This is a genomic window from Streptomyces sp. NPDC003393 (assembly GCF_053589015.1).
On sequence record NZ_JBSFRB010000004.1, the window covers coordinates 45,284 to 70,834 of the forward strand.

Genomic DNA, 25,551 nt, shown 5'->3' on the forward strand with positions numbered 1-25,551 from the left:
GGGTAGCGGCGGTGCGGCGGTGCCGCGGGTGCGGCGGATGCAGGACGCCTACGGTAGTCCCGGCGGGTGCCTGCGGTGGTTCCGGCTGGTCCCGTTCCGGCGGGTGCCTGCAGCTGGTCCCGTCCCGGCGGGCGTCCGTGAGGCCGCCTCACGTACGGCTGCGAGGCCGCCTCACGTTCGGCTGCGAGGCCGCCTCACGTACGTCTGTGACAGGTTCGCTCATGGCGTCCCCGTTCCCGGGGCTGGAGGCGTCACTGCCGGGTCACCCGGATCTGGTAGTTCCCTTTCAGGTCCGCCGCGGCCACGTCGATGCGGATCTTGACCTTGGGGTCCTTGAAGGTCTGGCCGGGGGCGAAGGGGGCGTCGGAGAGTTCGGCGTGGACGTTGGGGCTGCTGGTGCAGCCGCCGGACTCGTGGTGTGCGTCGTACACGGTGATGGGGCCCTGGCCGGTGTCGACGTCCGCGTCGACCTTGTAGATCAGGACGCCCGGCCGGCACACCGCCTCGTCGTTGCCCTCGCGCGTGCGCAGCTCGACGACGTAGACGGTGCCGCCGTCCAGGGGTATGAAGACCAGTTTGGGGCCGCCCGGGCGCTCCAGCGGGGTCAGGGTGTACTCGGCCGTGCCCCGCTTCGCCGCGCAGCTCACCTGGTTCGCGTCCAGCCAGCCCAGTTTCCACTTGTGCCAGCCGAGCAGGTCGTTGTTGGCGCCCCAGTCCTCGCTCATGATGTCCCAGTGGCCGACCGCGCCGCCGCCCTCGTGGGTGTAGAGGTCGGGCAGGCCGAAGACGTGGCCGTTCTCGTGGGGGAGGACGCGGAAGCCGGTGCGGTCGTAGGAGCCGGAGCCGTCGTCCTGGCGGGAGTAGACGAAGGAGGCGTTCGCTACGGGTATGCCGTCGGCGGACGGTGCCTCGGTGTTGCCGGCGAAGGTCACGGACAGGACGGTGTCCAGGGCGGAGGGGCCGGCGTTGGGGGTCATCAGCACGTTGAGCAGGTCGTAGTCCCGGAAGTCCACCGCCGGGTCGGCCGCCGCCACGATGTCCCTGATGAGATCGCGGTAGCCGGGGTCGAAGGGGGCGCCGCGTTCTATGCCGTACGCCTTGAAGGGCTTGGGCATGCGCAGCCACCGGGGTATCGGGGTCTCGGGACGGTAGTCGAGGCGGCCGTAGGAAGCGGTGCGGAACCACTCCTGGGTCTGCGGGAAGAACTCGTGGAAGCGGTCGAGCGCGCTGCCCTCGCCGCGGGCGTCCGAGAAGTCGATCATCACGGTCAGGGCGTGTACGACGCCGGTGGAGCGGGCGTAGCCGCGGGCCGTCGGCACGCCTTCCGTCATCTGTACGGTCGTGGGGCCGCTGATCATGCAGGGGGCGAGTGCGGGGGTGAAGGCCAGGGAACCGGCGCCGGGTCCGGTCGCCCGGGCGTCCGGGGTGAGGTGGGCGGTGCCCGCCGAGGTGCTGACCGCCAGGGTCAGTGCGGTGACGGACGCGAGGGCGACGGCTCGGCGCTTGCGTATCCGGCGGCGGGGCGGCGGCTGCATGCATGGACCTTTCGCTCCAGGCAGCCACCGGTTCGCCCGAGGCACCGGTCTCGGCTGCACCCTTTCGCTCACCCTGTGTCGCGGGGACGGCAGGCGCGCGCTGGAGCGGTCCGGTCGTGGGACATGGGCCCGGTCAGAGCCAGGTGGTAGGGGTGGAGCGCTCGGCCGGGGGTGCGGTCCGGCCGTGGAGTGGGGATTCGGGTCCGACGGCTGTGGTGCAGGTCACTTGGAATCTTTTCGGGGGTGGGAAATAACCGGGGACCGTTTCCCCGTTTGGACCTGTGTCCGCGCGAAACGGGGAACACGTCCCCGGATCGCCGCATCCACCGACCCGAGGAGCACGCCGTGCAGGCCGCGACGACCGCGAACCCCGTACCGCGCAAGGTGACCCGGCCGCGCGCCGACGCCCTGCGCAACCGGGAGCGCATCGTCACCGCCGCCCGCGAGATGTTCGTCGAGCACGGGCCCGACGTGCCGCTCGACGAGATCGCCCGCCGGGCAGGCGTCGGCAACGCCACGCTGTACCGCAACTTCCCGGACCGCGACGCCCTCGTCCGGGAGGTCGTCTGCTGCGTCATGGAGCGTACGGCGCTCGCGGCCGAGCAGGCGCTCGCGGAGACCGGCGACGCCTTCGAGGCGCTGTCGCGCTTCGTGCACGCCGCCGCCGCCGAGCGGATCAGCGCGCTGTGCCCGATGGTCACCAGCACCTTCGACAAGTACCACCCCGACCTGGAAGCCTCGCGCGAACGGGTCGTACGCCTCATCCAGGAGCTCATGGACCGGGCCAGGACGGCCGGGCAGCTGCGCGACGACGTGACCGTCAGTGACCTGATGGTCGCCGCGGCCCAGCTCAGCCGTCCGCCGGCCGGTACCGCCTGCCTGAGCCTCGACCGCTTCGTGCACCGTCATCTGCAGCTGTTCCTGGACGGACTGCGGGCCCCGGCCCGATCCGTCCTGCCGGGTACGGCGACGAGCCTGGAGGAACTCCGCCAGGCCTGTGATCGGGGCCCTGCGGGCCGATGAGTTCCGCGCCGTCGCCCGGTCGTCACTCGTAACCGACCTTCTGCCGAACGACCTTCCGTCAACGACTTCCCGACCGAGCGACTTTTCGTCAACGACCTTCCGCCAACGACTTTCCGATACCGAGCCTCCGGCCGTCCCTGAGGGCGGGCCGTCACCTCACGCCACCCTTTTTCCGTCACGAAGTCCTGAAGTGGGTACCCCCATGTCCGAAACAGCCGCAAAGGCTCCCGGCGTCCTGGAGAAGTCCGGCGACGCCAACCGCTGGAAAGCGCTCGTCTTCATCGCGCTCGCCCAGCTGATGGTCGTCCTCGACGCGACCATCGTGAACATCGCCCTGCCCTCCGCCCAGACCGACCTGGGCATCTCCGACGGCAACCGGCAGTGGGTCGTCACCGCCTACGCCCTCGCCTTCGGCGGACTGCTGCTCTTCGGCGGCCGCATCGCCGACCTGTGGGGCCGCAAGCGCGCCTTCGTGATCGGTCTGACCGGTTTCGCCGCGGCCTCGGCGCTCGGCGGCGCGGCCACGACCGGCGCGATGATGTTCGGCGCCCGCGCGCTGCAGGGCGCGTTCGGCGCGATGCTGGCGCCGGCCGCGCTCTCCCTGCTCGCGGTGACCTTCACCGACGCCAAGGAGCGGGCCAAGGCGTTCGGCATCTACGGTGCGATCGCCGGTGGTGGCGGCGCCGTCGGCCTGATCCTGGGCGGCTTCCTCACCGAGTACCTGGACTGGCGCTGGACGTTCTTCGTGAACATCCCGTTTGCCGTGCTCGCCGCGGCCGGTGCCTACTTCGTCATCCGTGAGCCGGCCGGCGGCCGCAACCGTTCGCCGCTCGACATCCCCGGTGTGATCCTGTCCACCCTCGGCCTGGTCGCGCTGGTGTACGGCTTCACGCGCGCCGAGTCCGACGGCTGGGGCGACGCCCTGACGGTCGCCATGTTCGTCGCGTCCGTCGTGCTGCTCACCGCGTTCGCGCTGGTGGAGTCCAAGGTCCGGGCCCCGCTGCTGCCGCTGCGCGTGGTCACCGAGCGCAACCGGGGTGGCATCTACCTCTCGCTCGGCCTGGCGATCATCGGCATGTTCGGCCTGTTCCTCTTCCTGACCTACTACCTCCAGATCGTGAAGGGCTACACGCCGGTCAAGACCGGTTTCGCCTTCCTCCCGATGATCGCGGGCATGATCACCGGTTCCACCCAGATCGGCACGCGGCTGATGACCCGGGTCCCGGCCCGGCTGCTGATGGGTCCCGGCTTCCTGGTCGCCGCTGTCGGCATGCTGCTGCTGACCCAGCTGAAGGTCGACTCCTCCTACCCGGCCCTGCTGCTGCCCGCGATGCTGCTGCTCGGCCTCGGCATGGGTACGGCGTTCATGCCGGCCATGTCCCTGGCCACCCAGGGTGTCCAGCCGCGTGACGCCGGTGTCGCCTCCGCGATGGTCAACACCTCGCAGCAGGTGGGCGGCGCCATCGGCACGGCGCTGCTGAACACGATCGCGTCCTCCGCGACGGCCGCCTACGTCAAGGACCACATCGCGGCGGCCGGTGCGGCGCGGCCCGCCCAGCAGCTGGTCCAGCTGAAGGGCCTGGTGCACGGCTACACCAACGCGATCTGGTTCGCCGTCGGCATCCTGGCCGTGGCCGGTGTCATCGCGCTGACCTTCGTCAACGCGGGCCGGCCGGGCAGCACCCGGGTGGCCGGCTCCGGTTCGCGCTCGGCCTCCGGCGAGGACGTCGAGGACGAGGTGACGGTTCCGGTCATCGCCCACTGACGCCCTCACCCCTGTCCAGGCACCCTCAGCGGAGCCAGGGCAGGTCGGCACCCGCTTCGTTCGGCTGAAGTCCCTCGGCGACGATCTGCATGATCTCGCCGAGGGACTTCTGCTGTTCGGGGGTCAGCCGGTCGAACAGCGCCTGGCGTACGGCGTCCACATGGCCCGGCGCGGTGCGCCGCAGCACGTCCCGGCCCTCGTCGGTCAGCACGGCGAACTGACCCCGCTTGTCGGAGGAACAGTCCTCGCGGCGCACCCAGCCGTTCTTCTCCAGCCGGGCGACGGCGTGGGAGAGGCGGGAGCGGGTGATCTTGGCGTCCATGGCCAGCTCGGTCATCCGCAGGCGGCGACGCGGGGCCTCGGCGAGCTTGACCAGCAGGCCGTAGTAGATGTGCGGCATGCCGGCGTCGCGCTGCAACTGCCGGTCGAGATGGTCCTCGAGGAGGGTGGTGGCGTGCAGGTAGGCACGCCAGACGTGCTGTTCGTCGGCCGTGAGCCAGCGCGCAGCGGCGGGGACGGGCTGTCCGGGGGCCGACGCGGGGGCGGAGCCGGGGGAAGGTGCCGTGTTCATGGATTCACTCTACGGCGAGTTCCTTGAATGTTGAACTACCAAGGAGTAGGCTTCTGTGAAAGATTTAGAGTTCAAGTAACGTACAGGGAGTCGCCGCCATGTCCGCCATCGCCCGGGAGCGCATGCCCGCCCTCTACCTCAGCCATGGCGCCCCGCCGCTCGCCGACGACGCCCTCTGGCCCGGCCAGCTCGCCGCCTGGTCCGCCGATCTGCCCCGCCCCAAGGCGATCCTCGTGGTCTCCGCGCACTGGGAGGAGGCCCCGCTCGCCCTCGGCGCCACCGAGACGGTCCCCCTGGTCTACGACTTCTGGGGCTTCCCGGAGCGCTACTACGAGGTGACGTACGCCGCCCCCGGCGCCCCCGAGCTCGCCGAGAGCGTGCGCAAACTGCTGCGCGCCCCCGGCGTGCCCGTGCAGGACGTTCCGGACCGCGGCCTGGACCACGGCGCCTACGTCCCGCTCGTCGAGATGTTCCCCGCCGCCGACATCCCCGTCCTCCAGGTGTCCATGCCGACCCTCGACCCCGAGCGCCTCATGGACATCGGGCGCAGACTCGCGCCGCTGCGCGACGAGGGCGTGCTGATCGTCGGCTCCGGCTTCTTCACCCACAACCTGGCCGCGCTGCGCCATGCCGACAAGGGGGTGCCGAGCTGGTCGTCCGAGTTCGACGACTGGGGCCGGCGCGCCTTGGAGGCCCGCGACTGGGACGGACTGCTGAACTTCCTCGACAAGGCCCCGGCGGGCCGCTACGCCCACCCGCGCACCGAGCACTTCGCCCCGCTGTTCGTGACCATGGGCGCGGCGGAGGCGGGCGGTGAGCTGGACGCGCAGAAGTCGGTGATCGACGGCTTCTGGATGGGAATGGCCAAGCGGTCGGTTCAGTTCGGCTGACAGGAGGGCTCGCCGCCGCTCCACCCGGAGGTTGTCCGCGGGATGGCTGAAACGTGCGCGCCCCGCCCGCGTACAACCATGGTGTGGAGAGTCTGGGAATCTCCTGAGAGTCCGGGTTTGCGGCAACCTTCCGCCGCCACGGGCCGTCCATCAGGGTGGAGGGCGTCGAAGGCGCCGCTCTCCGCGGCGGGCGGCAGGCGGCGGACGCCGAGCGGTACGTGCCGGCGCGCGGACGCGGTGGCAGTGGCGTGGGCTGCGGTGATCCCGCTGTCGGGGTCGCGGCCGGCGCGCCGCGGACTGCGGCATCCGTGTGACGGGCGCCTCGCGCAGGGGCGGACCGGTGGGCTCTCCGGAACCCGCGGGGATCTTCTGGACCCCGCCCTGACCTGGGGCTCGTACACGCCGGTGAGGCGCTCGGCGGGTGTGGCGCCGCAGGGTACTGCATGATCAGAAAAATTGGGGGGTGGGTTGGGAATTCTGTCCGGTTTCAAGTCGTTGTTCCCATCGGATGCCGGGCACCCGAGGAGAGTTCCGAAGACAGTGCCAAGCGTTCCAAGGACCACCCGCTGACCCATCATCGCAAGGGAGCACGCATGGCAACCCGTGCCGTCGCCCGTCGTCAGTCCGCCACCGGCGAGACGGCCGACGCGGCAAGCAGTGTTCGCGCCCACGGCGGCGAGATCGCCGACCGCGACCTGGTCGGCATGTACCTCGACGAGATCGCGCGCACACCGCTGCTCGACGCCGCCAAGGAGGTCGAGCTGTCCCAGGTCATCGAGGCGGGTGTGTTCGCGCGGCAGATCCTCGACGGGTACGAGGAGTCCCGGACGGATGCCACCCGCGAGGAGCTCGAGGCCCTGGTGGCCGAGGGCGAGCGGGCCAAGGACGTCTTCATCCGCTCCAACCTGCGCCTGGTCGTCGCGGTGGCCCGCCGGTACCCGCGCAGCGGCCTGCCGCTCCTGGACCTGATCCAGGAGGGCAACGCCGGTCTGGTGCGCGCGGTGGAGAAGTTCGACTACCGCAAGGGCTTCAAGTTCTCGACCTACGCCACCTGGTGGATACGCCAGGCGATCACGCGCTCGATCGCGGACCAGTCCCGCACCATCCGGCTCCCCGTCCACCTCGTGGAGGAGCTGGGCCGCATCCGCCGTGTGCAGCGCGAGTTCAACCGGGAGCACGGGCGCGACCCGGAGCCCGCGGAGATCGCCGCGGAGCTGGGCGCCACGCCCGAGCGCGTCTCCGACGTGCTCGACTGGGCCCGCGACCCGGTCTCGCTGAACATGTCGGTGGACGACGAGGGCGAGACCCAGTTCGGCGACCTCCTGGAGGACACCTCCGCGGTGTCGCCCGAGCAGTCGGTGATGACCCTGCTGCGCAGCGAGGAGCTCGACGATCTGATCGGCCGCCTCGACCAGCGCACGGCGTCCATCATCAAGATGCGGTACGGCATCGAGGACGGCCGTGAGCGCACGCTGACCGAGGTCGGCAAGGAGCACGGCCTGACCCGCGAGCGCATCCGCCAGATCGAGAAGCACGCGCTGCTGGAGCTGAAGAAGCTGGCCCGCGACACAGGCTTCGACGCCGCGGCGTGACGACGCCGCGGCGCGGTGCCGCCGCGGTGCCGGACGGGCCGATGAGACGAGCGGTGGGCGTGCGACGGGGCGTTCGTCGCAGACGGGCGTGACCGCGTACGCCCGGTGGCGAAAGACAGCGCAAACATGGCTGTGTACCGTCGCTTCAACGGGATGCGCCCCGGGAACAACCCTCCCGAGCACAGCCGTTCGGTTGCCACAAGGCCTCTCGGCCGGTGGCGACCACGACTGAACGTCATGCCCGCCCGCACGTCCCTGACGGTTCGAACGCTTTGAATGTCCGGTCGGCCGCTCGGCCCGTTCGGACGCATGAGTACTGACACATGAGCCACGTCCCGACGCACTCCCCCCCCGGCGCCGGGACCTTCCCTGAGCCGGGCTCCGGTGCCCTCCCCCCGGGCGCCGGAGCCCGGCTCTACTTCTGTCCGAGGGGATGGGGGCGAGGGCTGATGGGCGGGTGCGTTGATCGGCAGTTGGGTGAGGGTCCCGGCCAGGTCCCGGGGCAGCGGGTGCGGGTACGCCGAAGAGGCGGGGCACCCCGAACCTGAACCCCGGGGTGACCCGCCCAGTGGCAGATTCTGCCACACGGGCATAGCCTGCCGACGTGTTCAGCTCCACCCCCGCTCCCCGCACCCCCTCCTCCCTGACCGAGCGCCGCAAGGCCGCCACCCGCATGGAGATCGCCCGAGCGGCGGCCCGCCTCTTCGTGACCCAGGGCCTGCGCGCCACCCGAGCCGAGGACATCGCCCGGGCCGCCGGCATCGCCCCGCGCACCTTCTACCGCTACTTCGCCACGAAGGAGGAGGCCGTGGCTCCGCTCTACGCGGCGGGCGCACGGCGGTGGACGGACGCGGTGCGCGTGGCCCCGGCCGAACTCCCCGTGCCCGAGGCCCTGGCGCACGCGGTACGCCACACCCTGACCCCCGGCACCGGTGTCTCGGCCGCCTCCTGGGAGTGGGTCCGCACCCTCATCCGCCTGGCCGGGACCAGCCCGGAGGTGCGCAAGATCTGGGCCGACGTCTGCCGTGACGCGGAACGGGAACTGGCGGAGGTGCTGGCGACCCGGACCGGCGCCCGGGACCACGGCACCGAGGCCGCCGCCCATGACACGGCCGGTGACGCGGCGGGGGCCACCCTCCAGGGGCTGCGTTTCTCCGCCGCCGTCGCGAGCGCCGCCGTACGGGTGGCCGTGGAGGCCTGGGCCGCCGGAGACGCGTCCGCGAACGGCCCGGAGGGCCCGGCAGCGCCGGCCCTGCGCAACCTCGCGGCCCTGCGCGACTTCGCCTGGGAGAACGGCCCCGACCCAGATTCCGGACCCGGCCCCGACCCGGATCCCGGACCCGGCGCCGGGCCAGACCTCGGCCCGGGCTCCAACCTCTGCCCGGACGCGGGCCTCGACCCCGGCCCGGACGCGGGCCTCGACCTCTGCCCGGACGCGGGCCTCGACCTCTACCCGGACGCGGGCCTCGACCCCGGCCCGCACCCCGGCACTGCCGCCGGTCCAGGCGTCTGACCTGCCGCCGGTCCAGACCGCGGACCGCCGCTGGTCCGGACCGCTGACCCGCCGCCGGTCCAGACGTCTGATCTGCTGTCACGTCCGCCGCGGGGCGCCGTCCGCCGCCCGTGTCAGCCGGGTTCCCAACGACCGTACGCACTCCACCAGTTCCGTCGGCTCCCGCACCGTGAACGGGTGGCCGAGCATGGCCAGCCGGACCGCCAGCCACTCGACCGAGTCCCCGACCGTGGCCCGCAGCCGGCACCCGCCGTCCGCCAGTGGCTCCGGGGTGCCCAGCCACGCGGGCAGCCGCCCCGCGACCACCTCGGCGGACGCCTCGAAGTCCACCGTGAAGGCGTACGTCTCCTGCCGCCGCTGCACCGACTGCCGCAGGTACTCGGCCGCGTTCCCGGTCGGCAGCTCGCGCGGGTCGAAGCGCGCGCCGGTCGCGAACGGCTCGCTCACCCGGTCGACGCGGAACGTCCGCCAGTCCGCCCGGTCCACGTCGTACGCCACCAGGTACCAGCGCCGCCCGGTCGACACCAGCCGGTACGGCTCGGTCAGCCGGCGCGTCGCGGTGCCGTCGCCGGCCCGGTAGGCGAACCGCAGCCGCTCCCGGCCCGCGATCGCCGACGCCATGACGGTCAGCGTCTCCGGAGCGACACTAGCGCCGTCACCGCTGGTCAGCGGGGTCGTCGCGGCCTGGAGGACGGAGACGCGGTGGCGCAGCCGGGCCGGCAGCACCTGCTCCAGCTTCGCCAGCGCCCACACCGAGGCCTCGTCCACGCCCTCGATCGCATGCCCGGCCCCGGCCCGCAGCCCGACCGCGATCGCCACCGCTTCCTCGTCGTCGAGCACCAGCGGCGGCATCGCCTTGCCCGCGACCAGCCGGTACCCGCCGTCGGAGCCCCTGGTCGCCTGCACCGGGTAGCCCAGTTCGCGCAGTCGGTCGACGTCCCGGCGCACCGTGCGCCGGGACACCCCGAGCCGCTCGGCGAGCTCACCGCCGGGCCACTCGCGGGGCGTCTGAAGCAGCGAGAGAAGCTGGAACAACCGGGCCGGAGTGTCCGTCGTCATGGATACGAGGATGCCGCACCTCTAGGACATGATCTGACCTAGAGGGGTCCTAGCTTGTGGCCCATGACCTCCTCCGGAACCACAACCACCTCCGACAGCGTGGCGCAGACGGTCGACCGCCGTCGCTGGTTCGCGCTGGCGATCGTGATGACCGCGGCCTTCATGGACCTCGTGGACGTCACGATCGTCAACATCGCGATCCCCTCGATACAGCGGGACGCGGGCGCGTCCTTCAGCCAGATCCAGTGGATCACCGCCGGTTACGCGCTCGCCTTCGCGGCCGGCCTGATCACCGGCGGCCGGCTCGGCGACATCCACGGCCGCAAGCGGCTGTTCCTCGTCGGCATCGGCGGCTTCACCCTCGCCTCCGCTCTGTGTGGCTTCGCCGCGAACCCCGAGATGCTGGTCGCCTCCCGGATCCTCCAGGGCGGCATGGCGGCGATGATGGTCCCGCAGGTGCTGTCGATCGTGCACGCCACGTTCCCGGCGCACGAGCGTGGCAAGGTCTTCGGCCTGTTCGGCGCCATCGTCGGCCTGGGCGCGGTCTCCGGCCCGCTGCTCGGTGCGCTGCTCACCGAGTGGAACCTGTTCGGCCTCGAATGGAGGCCGATCTTCCTGATCAATCTGCCGGTCGGCGTGGTGGCGTTCCTGCTCGGCAGCCGCTTCATCAGCGAGTCGAAGGCGCCGCGCGCGCTGAAACTGGACCTGGTCGGGGTCGCGCTCGTGACGCTCGGGCTGCTGATGCTGCTCTACCCGCTGACCCGGGGCCGCGAACTGGGCTGGCCGCTGTGGGGGTATGCGTCGATGGCGGGCGCGCTGGTGGTCTTCGCGGCGCTGGTGGCGTACGAGCGCCGGAAGGCGGCGCGGGACGGCTCCCCGCTGGTCGAGCTGTCGCTGTTCCGGGTGAAGAGCTTCGCGGCGGGCATCGCGGTGCAGACCGTCTTCGGGATCGCGCTGGGCGTGTTCTTCCTGGTGTGGACGCTGTACATGCAGGTCGGTCTGGGCTGGAGCCCGCTGCGGGCGGGTCTGACCGGGGTGCCGTTCTCGATCGCGGTGTCCGTGGCGGCCGGGATGTCGGTGCAGAAGCTGGTCCCGCGCTTCGGCCGGAAGGTGCTCCAGGCGGGCGCGCTGCTGATGGCGGCCGGCGTGCTGATCTACGTCTGGGAGTCCGGGCGGTACGGCCAGGACATCGCTCCCTGGCAGATGGCGCTTCCGCTGGTGGTGATGGGCGCCGGCATGGGCCTGATCGTCGCCCCGCTGACGGACGCGGTGCTGTCGGAGGTGCCCCGCGAGCACGCCGGTTCGGCCTCCGGCCTGATCAACACCGTGCAGCAGATGGGCAACGCGCTGGGGCTCGGCCTGGTGTCGGTGGTGTTCTTCGGTGAGATCGGGGACCGGCTGACCCCGGCCCAGGTCGGCCCGGCCTTCGTCGACGCCTTCCGGCACGCGCTGCTCTGGGTGGCCGCGGTGCTGGTCGTCATCTTCGCCCTGATGTCCGCGCTGCCAAAGCGCCCGGCCCAGCATGCGGAAGGCGCCGGTGAGCAGTCCGTGGAGCAGGCCCGGGAGTCGCGGGCGGAGCGGGAGCTCGTCGGCTGAGCCCATCCGGTGGGGGAGCCCGGTACCGATCGAGCGATCGGGGCACCGGGCTCCTTGCCGTCCCCCGCGGGAGCCGAGCCACGTTCGGGGGCTGATCGGGCCGACCGGACGGGCCGGGCCGACCGGGTCGCCTGGCGGAACGGGCTGATCGATCAAGCCGACCACGGCGACGACAGCGACGACACCGACCGGAAGTCCGATCGCGTCCGACCGACGCCCGAGCCTGTTTACTTTCCGGATGTGCGGGCGTAGCCTCACGCCGAAACCACAAGTTCGGGCATCGGCCGGAGGTAAACGGACATGTACGCACCCGAGCGGCAGCAGGAGATCCTCCGGCTGGCCCGAGAGGGCGGCCGGGTGGACGTCGTGTCGCTCGCCGAGGAGTTCCAGGTGACGGCGGAGACGATCCGCCGCGACCTGAAGGCCCTGGACCGTGCCGGTCTGCTGCGCCGGGTGCACGGCGGTGCCATTCCGGCCGGCCGCCTCGACTTCGAGCCGGACCTCACCGAGCGGGAGTCCACCGCGGCCGACGAGAAGGACCGCATCGCCAGGGCGGCCCTGGCCGAGCTGCCCACCGAGGGCACGCTGATCCTCGACGCCGGCACCACGGTGGCCCGCCTGGCCGCCGCCCTGCCCCTGGACGCCGAGCTCACCGTCGTCACGCACTCGCTGCCCATCGCGGCCCGCCTCGCCGACCACCCCGGCCTCCAGCTCCACCTGGTCGGCGGGCGCGTACGGCACCGTACGCGGGCCGCCGTGGACGCCTGGGCGCTGCGGGCCTACGGCGAGATCCGCGCCGACGTGCTGTTCGTCGCCGCCAACGGCTACTCCGCCGAACACGGTCTGACCACCCCCGACCTCGCCGAGGCCGCGGTGAAGCGCGCGGCGATCGCCGCCGCCCGCCGTGTGGTGCTGCTCGCCGACTCCACCAAGCACGGCCAGGAGCACTTCGCCCGCTTCGGTGAGCTGGGCGACGTGGACCTGCTGATCACCGACAGCGGACTGAGCCCCGAGGACGCCGCCGTCATCGAGCGCGGCGGTACGGAAGTAGTACGCGCATGATCGTCACCGTCACCCCCAACCCGTCGCTGGACCGCACCTACGAGGTGCCCTCCCTCGACCGGGGCGAGGTCGTCCGGGCCACCGGCGAGCGGGTGGACCCGGGAGGCAAGGGCGTGAACGTCTCGCGTGCCGTCGCGGCCGCCGGGCGGCGCACGGTGGCCGTACTGCCCCTGGGCGGTGCGCCGGGCGCCCTCGTCGCCGACCTGCTCGACGCACAGGGCATCGAGGTCGCCCCGGTCCCCGTCGCCGGGGCCACCCGCTCCAACATCGCGCTCGCCGAGTCCGACGGCGTCCTGACGAAGATCAACGCACCCGGCCCGCTGCTGTCGGCCGAGGAGCAGGAACTGCTCCTGGAGACCGTGCGGCGGCAGTCGCGCGGCGCCGACTGGATCGCCTGCTGCGGCAGCCTGCCGCGTGGACTCGCCCCCTCCTGGTACGCCGACCTGGTCGCGCGGGCGCACGCCGCCGGCGTACGCATCGCCCTGGACACCTCCGGACCCGCCCTGCTGCACGCGCTGCGCGAGAGCCCGGACGTGGTCAAGCCGAACGCCGAGGAACTCGCCGAGGCCGTCGGACGCCCCCTGGCCACCGTGGGCGACGCGCTGAAGGCAGCCGAGGAACTGCGTGGGCTGGGCGCCCGTGCCGTGCTGGCCAGCCTGGGCGCCGACGGGCAACTGCTCGTGGACGGCTCGGGCGCCTGGTACGGCAGCGCGCGCGTCGACGCCGTCCGCAGCAACGTCGGCGCCGGCGACTCCTCGCTGGCCGGCTTCCTGATCGCGGGCGGCACCGGCCCCGACGCCCTGGCCTGCGCCGTCGGCCACGGCGCCGCCGCCGTACGGCTGCCCGGCAGCGTGATGCCGACCCCTGACGACCTGGACCCGGCGGCGGTCACGGTCACGGCCGAGGTGCCGGTCGACCGCACCCTGACGAAGCCGCCGTCATGACCGCCCCCGCCTCCGATCCCTGCCGCGCCACCGCTCCCGCTTCCCGGCGCCGCACCCCACGCGCGCCCCTCACCGGCGGCGCCTCCACCCCCGTCCCCACGTCCCGTTCCCTCTCCCGTCCCCACCCCGCCCGCCCCGCCCACCGGGCGATACGCGTGCTAAGGAGCCCGCGATGAGCGAGATGATCACCGCGGATCTGGTCGACCTCGACCTGTCCGCCGACACGAAGGAAGCCGCGGCGCGCGCGCTCGCCGAACGGATGGTGGCCCATGGCCGGGTGACCGATCTGGAGGGCTTCCTCGCCGACGTGGCCGCCCGCGAGGCGCAGATGCCGACCGGTCTGGACGGCGGCATCGGCATCCCGCACTGCCGCAGCACCCACGTCACCGAGCCGACGCTCGCCTTCGGGCGCAGCGCCGCCGGGATCGACTTCGGCGCGCCGGACGGGCCCGCCGACCTGATCTTCCTGATCGCCGCTCCGGCCGGTGCCGACGACGCCCATCTGACGATCCTGTCCTCGCTGGCCCGGCAGTTGATGAACGCGGAGTTCACCGGCGCGCTGCGGTCGGTGGGCGACGCGGCGACGGCGGCGGCGCTGATCCGCGGCGACGAGACTCCCGCGGAGGCGCCCGTCCGGGACGAGCGCGCACAGGTGCGGGCGGACACGTCCGGCACCCGCGAGGACACCGTCGCGGTGCCGGGGGCGGCCTCCCCCGACGCCGCGGCGGGCACCATCACACCGGCGGCACCCCCGGCGCCGGACGCCACCGCGCCCGCCGCCGGAGAGCGGCCGTTCCGGATCGTCGCCGTCACCTCGTGCCCCACCGGTATCGCGCACACCTACATGGCCGCCGAGTCGCTGGAGAACGCCGGGCGTGAGGCGGGGGTCGAGGTGGTCGTGGAGACCCAGGGCTCGGCCGGCTTCACCCGGCTCGACCCGGGCGTGATCGCGGCGGCGGACGGCGTGATCTTCGCGCACGACGTCCCCGTACGGGACAAGGACCGCTTCGCCGGGAAGCCGACCGTCGACGTCGGCGTCAAGGCGGGCATCAGCCGGCCCGGCGACCTGATCGGCGAGGTCCGGGAGAAAGCCGCGCGGGGCGAGGTGACCCAAGCGGCGGTGCCCGGCGGCACGCCGGTCGAACGGGCCGGTGAGGCGGACGAGGGCTACGGCACGAAGCTGCGCAAATGGCTCATGTCGGGCGTCAGCTACATGGTGCCGTTCGTCGCGGCGGGCGGCCTGCTGATCGCCCTGGGCTTCGCGATCGGCGGCTACGAGATCAAGTCGGCGCCCTCGGTGATGGACCACTTCGTGTGGACGCAGTCCGACAGCTGGGCCGCCCTTCTGTTCCAGATCGGCGGCGTGGCCTTCGCCTTCCTCGTTCCGGTCCTGGCCGGCTACATCGCCTACGGCATGGCCGACCGCCCCGGGCTGGTCCCCGGCTTCGTCGGCGGCTCGATCGCCCTCACCGTCAACGCGGGCTTCCTCGGCGGCCTGGTGGCCGGTCTGATCGCCGGTGGTGTGGTGATGGCCATTCAGAAGGTGCGCATCCCGGCGCCGCTGCGGGGCATCATGCCGGTGGTGGTGATCCCGCTGGTCTCCTCGGCGGTGGTCGGGCTCCTGATGTTCGTGGTCATCGGCAAGCCCATCGCCACCGGGCAGAAGGCGATGACCGACTGGCTCAACGGCCTCACCGGAACCAACGCCGTCCTGCTCGGCGCGCTGCTCGGCCTGATGATGTGCTTCGACCTCGGCGGCCCGGTCAACAAGGTCGCCTACGCGTTCGCCACCTCGGGAATCGCGGTCGCCGAGCCGAGCGACTCCGCGATGAAGATCATGGCCGCGGTGATGGCGGCGGGCATGGTGCCGCCGCTGGGCATGGCCCTGGCCACCACCGTGCGCGGCCGGCTCTTCACCCGGGCCGAGCGGGAGAACGGCAAGGCCGCCTGGGTTCTGGGCGCCTCCTTCATCTCCGAGGGCGCGATCCCGTTCGCGGCGGCCGACCCGCTGCGTGTCATCCCCGCCTCGATGGCCGGCGGCGCGCTCACCGGCGCCTTGTCGATGGCTTTCGGCGCGACGCTGCGCGCCCCGCACGGCGGCATCTTCGTGGTCCCGCTGATCGGCAATCCGTTCCTGTACCTGATCGCCATCGCGGCGGGCATGTGTGTGACGACCGCGCTGGTGGTCGTCCTCAAAACACTGCGCACGCCGGCGCCGGGTGCGGCGGCCGGGGCGGGCGGCGAGGAAGCCGGCGGGGGTGCGCAGGCAGCGTCGGCCGGGCGCGAGCAGCCGGTCGCGGCCTGACGGCCGGCGTGTCCGCCGCCCCTTTTAGGTGCTGTGAGTAGTTCAGGTCACTTGCGAGATGCGTCACGGTCCGGGGTCCACGCCCCGGACCGTGGTGTTCACTTGGAGACATGCCTGAGCACGTCTCGATCCTGATCTGGTTCGGTGTGGTTCTGCCCGCCGTGCTGGTCATCGTCTGCGCCATCGGCCTCGCCGGCTACCGCTTCGGCCTGCAGTTCGAGATTCGCCGACGGCCTGGCGTCCGGGGCCTGTCGACCCTCCCGGCGCAGCGTGGCTCGGGCCCCCACCGGGAGTACGTCGAGCTGACTCCGGCCGAACGGGCCGCCTTCGCCGGCCTGATGCGGCAACTCGGCGACGGCCGCTGACGACGCCAGGGCCCGCCGACGGCACCCGCGCCGCCGCCGTCCCGCCTCGGGCCACAGCACTAGGGCACTTGCGCCGCCAGGCGCTCCATCGCCTCGCGGGCGGCGTCCTCCGTCACGTACACCTCGCACCTGTGCCGGCCGTCGGATGTCGCCGTGTGCTCGACCTCCCACAGGGAGATCTCCGCGCCGTCGCTCAGCAGGAACGCGTGTTCGTAGAGCGAGAAGCACAGTCCGGCGCGGCACATGCGGGAGGGGCGGCCGAACGCCTGCGTGATCCGGTGCCCGGACGCCGTGGTCAGGCGGGCGGCGACGTCCTTCCCCGGCCGGTCCGCGTTCTCCGCGCGCCGCAGCAGGCGGCGCGCGTGGTCGGCCGAGTCCTCCCGGGCGTACGCGTGCCGGGCCGTGGGCAGCGGCGAGAACTGCACCAGCACCGGCAGGTCCAGCTCCGGGGTGTCCGGGGGGAAGGGCAGCCGGGCGGTGGCCGTGCGCAGTTCCTCCTCGTCGACGTACAGCTCGTGCAGAGGTTCGCTGTGGGGCGTGGTGTTGTGGACCAGCTCCCAGAGGGTGAGCGCCGAGCCGTCGGCCAGCAGCCAGGTGTGCCGGTACGTCTCGCGGTGCAGCCCCGCGCTGTGGTGCGCGCAGTGCAGCGAGCCGTCGTACGCCAGCGCGTGGTCCAGGTGCCGTATCGTCTCGTCGGGCAGCTCGAAGGAGTTCAGTGCCCGGCCGAGGAGCCGCGCGAGATGCTGCTCCAAGGACTCCGGCGACTCGCGTGGTTCGTACGCTGTCGTCTCGTACGGAACGCTCAAGGTTTCTCCCGGCGTCGCTGCATGTCACCTTGTGGGTGCATACCGTAGCCCCTCGGTCGGACATCATGTCCGGGAACCGAGAAAACGTACGGCGGAAAAACGGCCGGGCCGCGCGAGAAGTTCCCACGCGGTCCGTCGTGCCGTCAGAATGTGCTGATCACAGGCCCGTTGACGGGTTCGGAGTGGGCCGCCGGGCCATCGGTCAGAGAGCGCTGCCGGCGGTCCACTCGCTCCAGGACATGTTCCAGCCGTTGAGGCCGTTGTCCGGGGTGACGGTCTTGTCGGGGGAGTTCCGCACGATCACGACGTCACCGATGAGCGAGTTGTCGTAGAACCACTTGGCGGTGGTGTCGCCCTGTCCGCCCTGCACGTCCGCCATCCCGACGCAGCCGTGACTGGTGCCCTCCCGGCCGAAGGGTGGATTGCCCCGGTTGTACCAGTAGTTCCCATGGATGAAGGTGCCGCTGTCCGTCAGGCGCATGGCGTGCGGCACATCCGGGATGTTGTACTCGCCGCCCAGGTCGACCGTCCGGCTGTCCATGCGCGTCTGGAGGAACTTCTCCGAGATCACCATCTTGCCGTTGTACGTGGTGTGCTCCGGGCTGCCGGTGGACACCGGGATCGTCCTGACGGTCCGGCCGTCCCGGACCACCGTCATGGTCTGCGTGTTCGCGTCCACCGTGGAGATCTGCGAGCGGCCGACGGTGAAGGTCACGGTCTTCCTCTGCACGCCGTAGACGCCGTTCGTGCCCTGCACGCCGTCCAGGTCGATCTTCATGGTGACCTTGGAGCCGGCCTTCCAGTAGTCCTCGGGACGGAAGTCGAGCCGCTGCGAGCCGAACCAGTGGCCGACCACCCGCTGGCCGCTGCTGGAGGTGACCGTGATGTGCGACTGCACGGTCTTCCTGTCGGTGATCGGCTTGTCGAAGACGAACTTCACGGGCATGCCGACGCCGACCGTGGTGCCGTTGTCCGGCGTGTAGGTGCCGATGAAGCTGTTGGCCGTGGTGACGGTGGTGAAGATGGAGTTGGCGGCGGCCGTACGGCCGTCCGCGTCCTTCGCGGTCGCCGAGATCTGGTACTTCGTCCCGCGCTCCAGCTGCTCCTTCGGCTTCCAGCCGGTGCCGTCGGCGGAGATCACACCGGGCACGGCCTGCCCCGACCCCGCCACGGTCATCCTCACCTCGGCCAGCCTCCCACCGCTGACCTTGACCCCGGTGGTGTTGATCGACGCGCCGGTCGAACCGTCCCGCGCCGAGATGCTGATCCTCGCGGCGGAGGTCTTCGGCTCGTCCTTGCCGCCGCCGTTGCCGCGGCCGTCGTCGCTGGCCTTGGCGTCGCCGCCGCATCCGGTGAGGGTGAGGGTGCCGACCATCAGTGCGGCACAGGCCCCCAGTACGCGCCGCGCTGTCATGTCCGGCCTTGTCACGGGCTGCTCCAGGTTGGTGTCGTCTGCGTTGTTCCGTTGCAGTGCGTCGGTGAAGAGGCCGACGGGCCGTCACGGGGTTCCCGCTGCCCGCTCGAAAAGCCTCACGGTGACGAAACCGCGACAATCACGACCCGCGCCCTCAGCGGGTGGTGGCGTACAGCTCGCCGTAGGACGGCCACTCCCCGGCCGCGGTGTGGACCGGCTCGGCCGCCCGCACGGCTCGTACGATCGCCCGGGTGACGGTGTCCGCACCGGCGGCGAGGACGTCGTTGAGGGCGAGGGGCTGGTCGGGTGCGAGTGGGCGGGCACCGGTGGACAGGGCGAACACCGTGTCGCCGTCGTTGAGCAGGTGCACCGGTCGCACCGCACGGGCTATGCCGTCATGGGCGGTGCCGGCGAGCTTCTGCGCCTGCGCCTTGGACAGGTCCGCGTCGGTGGCGACCACCGCGAGCGTCGTGTTCAGCGGGGGTGGCGCGTTCCGCGCGGCGGCCTCGGCCAGCCGCCGGCGCGCCGCCTCGTGCACACCGGCGTCCGGGTACGCGACCCGGCCCTGGAACAAGTCCCCGTACAGCACCCCCGTTTCCGGGTCCACGGCGGAACCGGCCGCGTTGGCCACCACCAGTGCCGCCACCGTGACGCCCGAGGCGAGCACCGTGCTCGCCGTGCCGACCCCGCCCTTGACGGGTCCCACGGTCGCGCCCGTGCCGGCGCCGACGCATCCCTCCGGCACGGGCCCGCCCGGCTCGCTCGCGGCGGCGGCCTCCACCGCCTCGCGCCCGGTGGCCGCGTCCGGCCGGGCCCGGAAGTCGCCGCCCCGGCCCAGGTCGAACACGCAGGCGGCGGGCACGACCGGAACGACGTGGGAGGGATCCGGTCCCACCCGCACCCCACGGCCCCGCTCCTCCAGCCAGGCCATCACCCCCGAAGCCGCGTCCAGCCCGTACGCGCTGCCGCCGGTCAGCACGACCGCCTCCACCCTCCGCACCAGGTTGCGCGGATCGAGGGCGTCGGTCTCCTTGGTGCCCGGCCCGCCGCCGCGCACGTCCACCGCGGCGACGGCACCACCCTCCGGTGCCAGCACGACCGTGGTGCCGGTGAGCCACCCGCCACCCCTGCGCGTGGCGTGACCCACCCGCAGGCCGGGGACATCTGTCAATGCGTCAGCCGTCATGGGGGTCAGTCTCCCCGGACCTGGCGGGTCGTCATGCCGTCCGTTCCGCCGAACGGCCCGCGCCCCTTCCCGCGGTCTTTCGGCTCGTCAGGACCACACCCGTGGCGACCGAGAGCACCGAGACGACGCCCGCGGCGAAGACCGCCCAGTCACGCAGGAACGTGCAGCAGATCACCAGCAGCGCCGTGCTGGGCAGCACCGTCTGCTGGGCGATGCCGACCTTGAAGTACCGCGCGTGCAGCGCCCACACGGTGAGCAGATACAGGGCCGTCGGGAGCGTGACGGCCGCCGACGCCGCCAGGGCCGACAGATGGGTCTTGCCGACCGCCTGCTCGACGGCGACCTCCAGACCCGCGCCGATCGCCGCCGCCGAGGCGAGGATCACATAGTGGCCGTAACCCCACAGGAACGACTCCCGGTTGGAGCGCAGATGCCCGTGGATCGGCACCACGAAGTAGATCCACCAGGCGGAGAAGACGATCATCAGACCGCCCGCCGCGATCGGCAGCAGCTCGCCCAGCGCCTCGTGCTCGTCCGCGGCCGACTTCACCGCGACGGTCGCCGCCGCGACGGTCTCGCCCAGCACGATGATGGTGAACAGTCCGAACCGCTCGGCGATGTGGTGCGGATGCCAGGAGGTGCCGTACGCCCTCTCCGCGATCACCGGCACGGACAGCTCCGCGATCACCATCACCAGGAACACCCACGGCCGGGCAGGACCGGGCAACAGCACCAGTCCCAGCCAGCCGACCTGGCACAGCAGCACCCCGACCGCGTACCGCCGTGCCATGCACCGCTCCGCACCGCCGGCCCACCGGGAGGCTCGCAGCCATTGGGAGGCCATCGCCAGCCGCATGATCACATAGCCGAGCCACACCAGGAAGAAGTCGTGGCGCGTGAACGCCCGTGAGATTCCCGCGGCCAGCACCAGCACACCGGCGATCTGCACCAGGGTCACGATCCGGTAGAGCACGTCGTCGTTGTCGTAGGCGGAGGCGAACCACGAGAAGTTCATCCAGGCCCACCAGATGGCGAAGAACGCCATGGCGTAGTTCAGGATGCCGTGGCCGGCCCGGCCCTCGGCCACGGCGTGCACCAGCTGCACGCCCGCCTGCGCGACGGCCACCACGAAACACAGGTCGAAGAAGAGCTCCAGCACGGTGGAGACCCGGTGCGCCTCGTGGCGTTCGCGCGCGGTCAGCGGACGCAGTGGACGGCGGGCGTCGGAAGGGGTGGTGGGGGCGGTTTCCGGATGGGAGTCGGAGCTGGACGTCATGGCTCCCAGCACAGCAGAAAGCGACCGGAATAGCCCGAGCCTGGCGTCCGCGCCGGTCACCGTACCCTGGAGGCATGAGCACCGCCTCCGAGCCGCGCGACCCGAAGAACGCGCTGATCTTCGACGATCCGCTGAGCGAGCAGTCCACGGACGACACCGACCGGGGCTGGGGCGAGCGCGCGGACGGTGACGCCGCCGCCGACCTCAGGCGCTTCCTCGACGAGAAGCCGCCCCACCACCTCTGACACCGCCGGACCGGCCGCCGGAACCGCCGGACCGGCCGCCGGAACCGCCGGACCGGCCGCCGGAACCGCCGGACCGGCCGCCGGAACCGGCCATGTCGCTCGGTCCGCGAGCGGCCGGCCCGTCCGACCGCCCCCGCTGCCAGGATCGGCGCTAACGCCGCTGGTACCCGGCCGGGGCGTGGCCGCGCTGGGCGACCAGCTCGTCGCGGATCTCCTTGAGCACCTGAAGCTCGGTCACCTCGACGACCTCGTGCGCGCCCTCCCGGGCCTTCTTGCGCGCCTCCTGCCGGGCCAGGAACTTCGCCATGGGCAGCACCATCAGGAAGTAGACCACCGCCGCGGTGATCAGGAACTGGAGTGTGGAGCCGAGGACCGAGCCCCACATGATCCGGATGCCGCGGTCGCCCTGGCACTTCGTGCTCAGGCACGAGCTGTAGTGATCGAGGTTCTGGGTGCCGATCGCCCCGACCACCGGATTGATGACGCCCTTCACCACGGCGTTGACGATGTTGGTGAAGGCGGCGCCGACGACCACCGCGACGGCCAGATCGACCACGTTCCCGCGCATCAGAAAGGCCTTGAAGCCCTGCCAGACGCTCGGGTCCCTCTTCGCGCTCACCTGCGGCCCCTCCTCGGACAAGCGGGTTGTAGAACAAACAGCTCCGCAACCTACGGCTCACCACAGGGTCACCGCCAATCGGGTGGTCGCATTCGCCCCCGCCAGGCGTGCCGCGGCGGAACGCGGCACCGACAGGACGACAAGTGCCCCGCTCCCGCCGTCCCCGCTCCCGCCGCCGCTTCCGCCCGCGCCCGCCGCCGCGGGGTCCGGCACGGGCTCGGGCACCCTCGCCACCCGCGCCCCGCGCGCGACCGTCCGGACCCGGCCGCCCACCGCCGGGTCCTCCGCGGCGATCACGTCCACGCGGTCACCTGGCCGCAGCAGCCGGACCGTGGCCGCGTCGGCGAGGCGCACGGGCACGGTCACCGTCCGCCCCGCGTTCCCGCCCCGGGTGGCGGGCCCGTGCGACGAGGTGTCGGCCGCCCGCACCGGATGCCCGCGGGCCGGTCCGCCGCGCGCGGGATCCGACGCGGCCCGCGGACCCACCGCGACCAGCGCGGCCGCCGTGACCGCCAGCCCGGCGGCCACGGCCCGCCGCCGGGGCCGTACGAGCCGGAACGGCCCGCACCGCCCGCCCCGTACGCGCACCGGCGCGAACTGCGGCACCTCGCACGTGGCCGGCACCTCCGTGCCGGGCGGAAACGGCGAAGTGCGGGCAGAGGAGGCGAACGGGAGCGAGGGGAGCGACGAACGAGCCCCCGGCACCCCGACCGACTCGGACTGACGACGCGCCCAGGACGGCGAGGGCGTCGGCGACTGCACGGACATGAGAGACCACCACCTGCGGTGCGGGATCGGCGGAACGGTTTGCGACGCCCACGATGAGGCATCGCCCCGCCGCCCGCCGGAGCCCGTGCGCTACTCACAGGTTGTGGACAACCCCGCCACCCGAACGTGGCGCTCCGCCACGTTCCCGTGCCCGATGCAGGCCGACAGACTGCCACGACAGCGTGAAGCCGTCACGGCAGTGTGAAGCCGCTACGGCAGTGTGAAGCCGCTACGGCAGCGTGAACCCCGGGTCCATCCCGCCCAGCGCGGTCGCGCACGCGCAGTCCCGTTCCCCGGCGGCGGGCAGCGCGGCCACCGTGTCGAACAGCACGCTCCGCAGTCGCTCCACGTTGCCGGCGAACACCCGCAGCACCTCCTCGTGGGAGACGCCCTCGCCGGTCTCGGCACCCGCGTCGAGGTCGGTGACCAGCGTCAGCGAGGTGTAGCAGAGCTCCAGTTCCCGGGCGAGCGCCGCCTCGGGATGGCCGGTCATGCCTACCACCGACCAGCCCTGCGCCTGATGCCACAGCGATTCGGCGCGGGTGGAGAAGCGCGGCCCCTCCACCACGACCAGCGTGCCGCCGTCGATCGCGTCCCAGTCCCGCCCACGCGCCGCCTTCAGCGCGGCCGCGCGGCCGGTGGGGCAGTAGGGGTCGGCCAGGGAGACGTGCACCACGTTCGGCAGCGAGCCGTCGGCCAGCGGAAGCCCGTCGAAGTAGGTCTGCTCCCGCGACTTCGTACGGTCGACGAACTGGTCCGGAACGAGCAGCGTCCCCGGCCCGTACTCGGGCCGCAGACCGCCCACCGCGCAGGGGCCGAGGACCTGGCGCACGCCCACCGAGCGCAGCGCCCACAGGTTGGCCCGGTAGTTGATGCGGTGCGGCGGAAGGTGGTGGCCGCGGCCGTGCCGGGGCAGGAAGGCCACCCGCCGGCCGGCGATCTCGCCGAGGAAGAGGGAGTCGCTGGGTGCCCCGTACGGCGTGTTCACCTGGACCTCGGTCACGTCGTCCAGGAACGAGTAGAAGCCGGACCCGCCGATGACACCGATCTCTGCGTTCGCCATGAGCAGCACCCTAAACCGTCCGCGGGAACGACCAGGACCCCGCCGTCCGGTGACGGCGGGGTCCGGTGAAGTGGTGAGGTCAGGCGGCGGAGCTGCTCGCCGAACCCGTCGACGAGGACGACGAGGAAGACGAGGACGACGAAGAGGACGACGAGCCGGTGCCGGACGACGAGGCGTCGGAGCCGCTCGACGACTTCGACGACGCCGGGCTGCTGCTCGACGAGGAGCCGCGGCTGTCGTTGCGGTAGAAGCCCGAGCCCTTGAAGACAATGCCGACCGCGGAGAACACCTTCTTCAGGCGGCCACCGCAGTTGGGGCACTCGGTGAGCGCGTCGTCGGTGAACTTCTGCACCGCCTCGAGGCCCTCGCCGCACTCGGTGCACTGGTACTGGTAGGTGGGCACTGTCTTCCTCCTGGCACTCTCACTCAATGAGTGCTAACGAGCATCCATACTGACGTATTCCGTGGGATCAGTCCACTGTGGCGGGGGCGCGGTGACCGATGCCACGCGCCACGGTGCGGCTGTGGGCCCGGGTGGCGAGCCGCGACCGCAGGGTCACGAGGGTCAGCAGGGCGAGCACCGTGCCGGTCATCGGCACCAGGAATCCGGCGCCGACCCACAGGCGGTCCTCCAGCTGTCCGGCGACGGTGACGGCGGCCGCCTGGCCGAGGGCGACCGCGCCGGTGAGCCAGGTGAACGCCTCGGTGCGGGCGCCGGCCGGGACCAGCCCCTCGACCAGGGTGTAGCCGGTGATCAGCGCGGGCGCGATGCACATGCCCACCAGGAGGCCGAGCGCGGCCAGCAGGAGCACCGAGTGGGCGGTCCACAGCGCGGACGCGGCCACCGCCAGGGCGGTGTAGCCGATGACCAGGCGGTGCCGCGGGGCCGACTTCCAGGCCAGGGCGCCGCAGACGATGCCGGAGAGCATGTTGCCCGCGGCGAACGTCCCGTACAGCACGCCGTTGAGGCCGGGCTCGCCGATCGACTCGGTGAACGCGGTCAACGAGACCTGCATGCCGCCGAAGACGGTGCCGATGCCGAGGAAGGCCACGACCAGCACGCGCACACCGGGGACGCGCAGGGCGGAGGAGTGCTCCACGCGCGCGTGCCCGTCGTCGGCGCCCACGGGTGGCTGGGTGCGCCGCTGCGCGGCGAACAGCAGACCGCCCACCAGGGTCAGCGTGGCCTCGGTGACCAGGCCCGCCGCCGGGGCGACGGCCGTGCACAGCGCGGTGGCCAGCAGGGGCCCGAGGACGAAGGTGAGCTCGTCGGTGACCGACTCGAAGGCCGCCGCCGTGGTCATCAGCGGGGAGTCCTTCAGGGCCACTCCCCAGCGGGACCGCACCATGGGCCCGATCTGCGGCACCGAGGCGCCGGTCGGCACCGCCGCCGCGAACAGCGCCCACAGGGGTGCGTGCGCCAGGGCGAGACCGGTCAGCGTCAGCCCGGCCAGGGCGTGCGCCACGACCCCGGGAATCAGCACGGCGCGCTGTCCGTAGCGGTCGGCGAGGCGGCCGCTGTACGGCGCGAACAGCGCCATGGAGACGCCGGTGACGGCCGCGGCGGCGCCCGCCGAGCCGTAGGAGCCGGTGGTGTGCTGCACCAGCAGCACGATGGAGATGGTCAGCATCGCGAACGGCTGGCGGGCCGCGAAGCCGGGGAGCAGGAACGTCCAGGCGCCGCGGGTGCGCAGCAGTTGCCCGTATCCCGGGCGGGAGGATGCCGGCGAGGTCGTCGCGGGGTCGGTGCTGGTGACCGCGGATCCCACGGCCCGTGCCTTTCTGCCGCCTGGTAGCGCGGCCCCGTGTGCGGGCGCGCCGAGAGCTGTCCTCTTGCGCGGACTGCGGTAGATGCCGGCGCCCGCTCAGGGGGTGGCCCGGCCGCCATACGGTCGCGCCAGCTCTGCGTCAGGCAGAGTTGGTTCGATCAAGGTGCGCCTTCATCGTACAGGGG

Annotated in this window: 22 protein-coding genes and 1 pseudogene; 11 read left to right on the forward strand and 12 right to left on the reverse strand. The window is 72.3% G+C overall.

Going from position 1 to position 25,551, the window contains the following annotated elements; genetic code table 11:
* Window positions 1–251: 251 nt before the first annotated feature.
* Window positions 252–1,535, reverse strand: coding sequence for a M6 family metalloprotease domain-containing protein (locus ACWDUZ_RS05655; RefSeq protein WP_451630511.1), 1,284 nt, complete (start codon window positions 1,533–1,535; stop codon window positions 252–254).
* A gap of 345 nt (window positions 1,536–1,880) precedes the next feature.
* On the opposite strand from ACWDUZ_RS05655, the gene ACWDUZ_RS05660 reads away from it, so the two are divergent.
* Complete coding sequence (locus ACWDUZ_RS05660; protein ID WP_451630512.1) at window positions 1,881–2,558, forward strand: TetR/AcrR family transcriptional regulator; 678 nt, start codon at window positions 1,881–1,883, stop codon at window positions 2,556–2,558.
* Window positions 2,559–2,760: 202 nt separating this feature from the next.
* Window positions 2,761–4,323, forward strand: a complete 1,563-nt coding sequence (locus ACWDUZ_RS05665; RefSeq protein ID WP_451630513.1) for an MFS transporter — start codon at window positions 2,761–2,763, stop codon at window positions 4,321–4,323.
* A gap of 25 nt (window positions 4,324–4,348) precedes the next feature.
* On the opposite strand, the gene ACWDUZ_RS05670 is transcribed toward ACWDUZ_RS05665, so the two are convergent.
* Window positions 4,349–4,894 carry a MarR family winged helix-turn-helix transcriptional regulator gene (locus ACWDUZ_RS05670; RefSeq protein WP_451630514.1) on the reverse strand — a complete coding sequence of 182 codons (546 nt, stop codon included), beginning with the start codon at window positions 4,892–4,894 and terminating at the stop codon, window positions 4,349–4,351.
* Between the two features lie 98 nt (window positions 4,895–4,992).
* On the opposite strand from ACWDUZ_RS05670, the gene ACWDUZ_RS05675 reads away from it, so the two are divergent.
* The 3 genes and pseudogenes from ACWDUZ_RS05675 to ACWDUZ_RS05685 form a co-directional block, all read left to right on the forward strand.
* Window positions 4,993–5,784: a dioxygenase family protein gene (locus ACWDUZ_RS05675; RefSeq protein ID WP_451630515.1), complete on the forward strand. Its 792-nt coding sequence runs from the start codon at window positions 4,993–4,995 to the stop codon at window positions 5,782–5,784.
* 593 nt (window positions 5,785–6,377) lie between these two features.
* Window positions 6,378–7,376 carry a sigma-70 family RNA polymerase sigma factor gene (locus tag ACWDUZ_RS05680; RefSeq protein ID WP_451630516.1) on the forward strand — a complete coding sequence of 333 codons (999 nt, stop codon included), beginning with the start codon at window positions 6,378–6,380 and terminating at the stop codon, window positions 7,374–7,376.
* Window positions 7,377–8,049: 673 nt separating this feature from the next.
* Window positions 8,050–8,640, forward strand: a pseudogene (locus tag ACWDUZ_RS05685) (TetR/AcrR family transcriptional regulator); the annotation flags it as partial.
* Between the two features lie 327 nt (window positions 8,641–8,967).
* Here ACWDUZ_RS05685 and ACWDUZ_RS05690 read toward each other — a convergent pair.
* Window positions 8,968–9,948 carry a helix-turn-helix transcriptional regulator gene (locus tag ACWDUZ_RS05690; protein ID WP_451630517.1) on the reverse strand — a complete coding sequence of 327 codons (981 nt, stop codon included), beginning with the start codon at window positions 9,946–9,948 and terminating at the stop codon, window positions 8,968–8,970.
* A 63-nt stretch (window positions 9,949–10,011) separates the two neighbouring features.
* On the opposite strand from ACWDUZ_RS05690, the gene ACWDUZ_RS05695 reads away from it, so the two are divergent.
* The 5 genes from ACWDUZ_RS05695 to ACWDUZ_RS05715 all read left to right on the forward strand — a co-directional run bounded on the left by ACWDUZ_RS05695 (window position 10,012) and on the right by ACWDUZ_RS05715 (window position 16,220).
* Window positions 10,012–11,544: an MFS transporter gene (locus ACWDUZ_RS05695; RefSeq protein ID WP_451630518.1), complete on the forward strand. Its 1,533-nt coding sequence runs from the start codon at window positions 10,012–10,014 to the stop codon at window positions 11,542–11,544.
* A gap of 300 nt (window positions 11,545–11,844) precedes the next feature.
* Window positions 11,845–12,606, forward strand: coding sequence for a DeoR/GlpR family DNA-binding transcription regulator (locus tag ACWDUZ_RS05700; RefSeq protein ID WP_451630519.1), 762 nt, complete (start codon window positions 11,845–11,847; stop codon window positions 12,604–12,606).
* Entirely contained in the window at window positions 12,603–13,550 is a 948-nt protein-coding gene (pfkB, locus tag ACWDUZ_RS05705) for a 1-phosphofructokinase (protein WP_451630520.1), read from the forward strand. Before ACWDUZ_RS05700 ends, pfkB begins: the two co-directional genes overlap by 4 nt.
* Window positions 13,551–13,722: 172 nt before the next feature.
* Window positions 13,723–15,855 carry a PTS fructose transporter subunit IIABC gene (locus ACWDUZ_RS05710; RefSeq protein ID WP_451630521.1) on the forward strand — a complete coding sequence of 711 codons (2,133 nt, stop codon included), beginning with the start codon at window positions 13,723–13,725 and terminating at the stop codon, window positions 15,853–15,855.
* A gap of 110 nt (window positions 15,856–15,965) precedes the next feature.
* Window positions 15,966–16,220, forward strand: coding sequence for a hypothetical protein (locus ACWDUZ_RS05715; protein ID WP_451630522.1), 255 nt, complete (start codon window positions 15,966–15,968; stop codon window positions 16,218–16,220).
* Window positions 16,221–16,279: 59 nt separating this feature from the next.
* Here the strand turns inward: ACWDUZ_RS05715 and ACWDUZ_RS05720 are convergent, their stop codons facing one another.
* From ACWDUZ_RS05720 to ACWDUZ_RS05735, 4 genes are all read right to left on the reverse strand, one after another.
* Window positions 16,280–17,026: a DUF6227 family protein gene (locus ACWDUZ_RS05720; RefSeq protein ID WP_451630523.1), complete on the reverse strand. Its 747-nt coding sequence runs from the start codon at window positions 17,024–17,026 to the stop codon at window positions 16,280–16,282.
* Between the two features lie 202 nt (window positions 17,027–17,228).
* Window positions 17,229–18,440, reverse strand: a complete 1,212-nt coding sequence (locus ACWDUZ_RS05725) for a L,D-transpeptidase (protein ID WP_451630524.1) — start codon at window positions 18,438–18,440, stop codon at window positions 17,229–17,231.
* Between the two features lie 154 nt (window positions 18,441–18,594).
* Window positions 18,595–19,626, reverse strand: a complete 1,032-nt coding sequence (locus ACWDUZ_RS05730) for a P1 family peptidase (protein ID WP_451630525.1) — start codon at window positions 19,624–19,626, stop codon at window positions 18,595–18,597.
* A 31-nt stretch (window positions 19,627–19,657) separates the two neighbouring features.
* A complete protein-coding gene (locus ACWDUZ_RS05735; protein WP_451630526.1) occupies window positions 19,658–20,902 on the reverse strand; it encodes a low temperature requirement protein A in 1,245 nt (414 codons plus the stop codon).
* A 74-nt stretch (window positions 20,903–20,976) separates the two neighbouring features.
* Between ACWDUZ_RS05735 and ACWDUZ_RS05740 the strand changes: the two genes are divergently transcribed.
* Window positions 20,977–21,147 (forward strand): hypothetical protein, encoded by a 171-nt coding sequence (locus tag ACWDUZ_RS05740; protein ID WP_451630527.1) that lies wholly within the window; start codon window positions 20,977–20,979, stop codon window positions 21,145–21,147.
* Between the two features lie 151 nt (window positions 21,148–21,298).
* Here the strand turns inward: ACWDUZ_RS05740 and mscL are convergent, their stop codons facing one another.
* The 5 genes from mscL to ACWDUZ_RS05765 all read right to left on the reverse strand — a co-directional run bounded on the left by mscL (window position 21,299) and on the right by ACWDUZ_RS05765 (window position 25,366).
* The gene (gene mscL, locus ACWDUZ_RS05745; protein WP_451630528.1) at window positions 21,299–21,766 is read right to left on the reverse strand and encodes a large conductance mechanosensitive channel protein MscL; all 468 of its coding nucleotides are present in this window, start codon (window positions 21,764–21,766) and stop codon (window positions 21,299–21,301) included.
* Window positions 21,767–21,823: 57 nt separating this feature from the next.
* Window positions 21,824–22,534 (reverse strand): RcpC/CpaB family pilus assembly protein, encoded by a 711-nt coding sequence (locus tag ACWDUZ_RS05750; protein ID WP_451630529.1) that lies wholly within the window; start codon window positions 22,532–22,534, stop codon window positions 21,824–21,826.
* Window positions 22,535–22,763: 229 nt separating this feature from the next.
* Window positions 22,764–23,597, reverse strand: coding sequence for an S-methyl-5'-thioadenosine phosphorylase (locus ACWDUZ_RS05755; RefSeq protein WP_451630530.1), 834 nt, complete (start codon window positions 23,595–23,597; stop codon window positions 22,764–22,766).
* Window positions 23,598–23,676: 79 nt separating this feature from the next.
* Complete coding sequence (locus ACWDUZ_RS05760; RefSeq protein ID WP_451630531.1) at window positions 23,677–24,000, reverse strand: FmdB family zinc ribbon protein; 324 nt, start codon at window positions 23,998–24,000, stop codon at window positions 23,677–23,679.
* A 67-nt stretch (window positions 24,001–24,067) separates the two neighbouring features.
* Entirely contained in the window at window positions 24,068–25,366 is a 1,299-nt protein-coding gene (locus ACWDUZ_RS05765) for an MFS transporter (protein ID WP_451630532.1), read from the reverse strand.
* Between the last annotated feature and the right edge of the window lie 185 nt (window positions 25,367–25,551).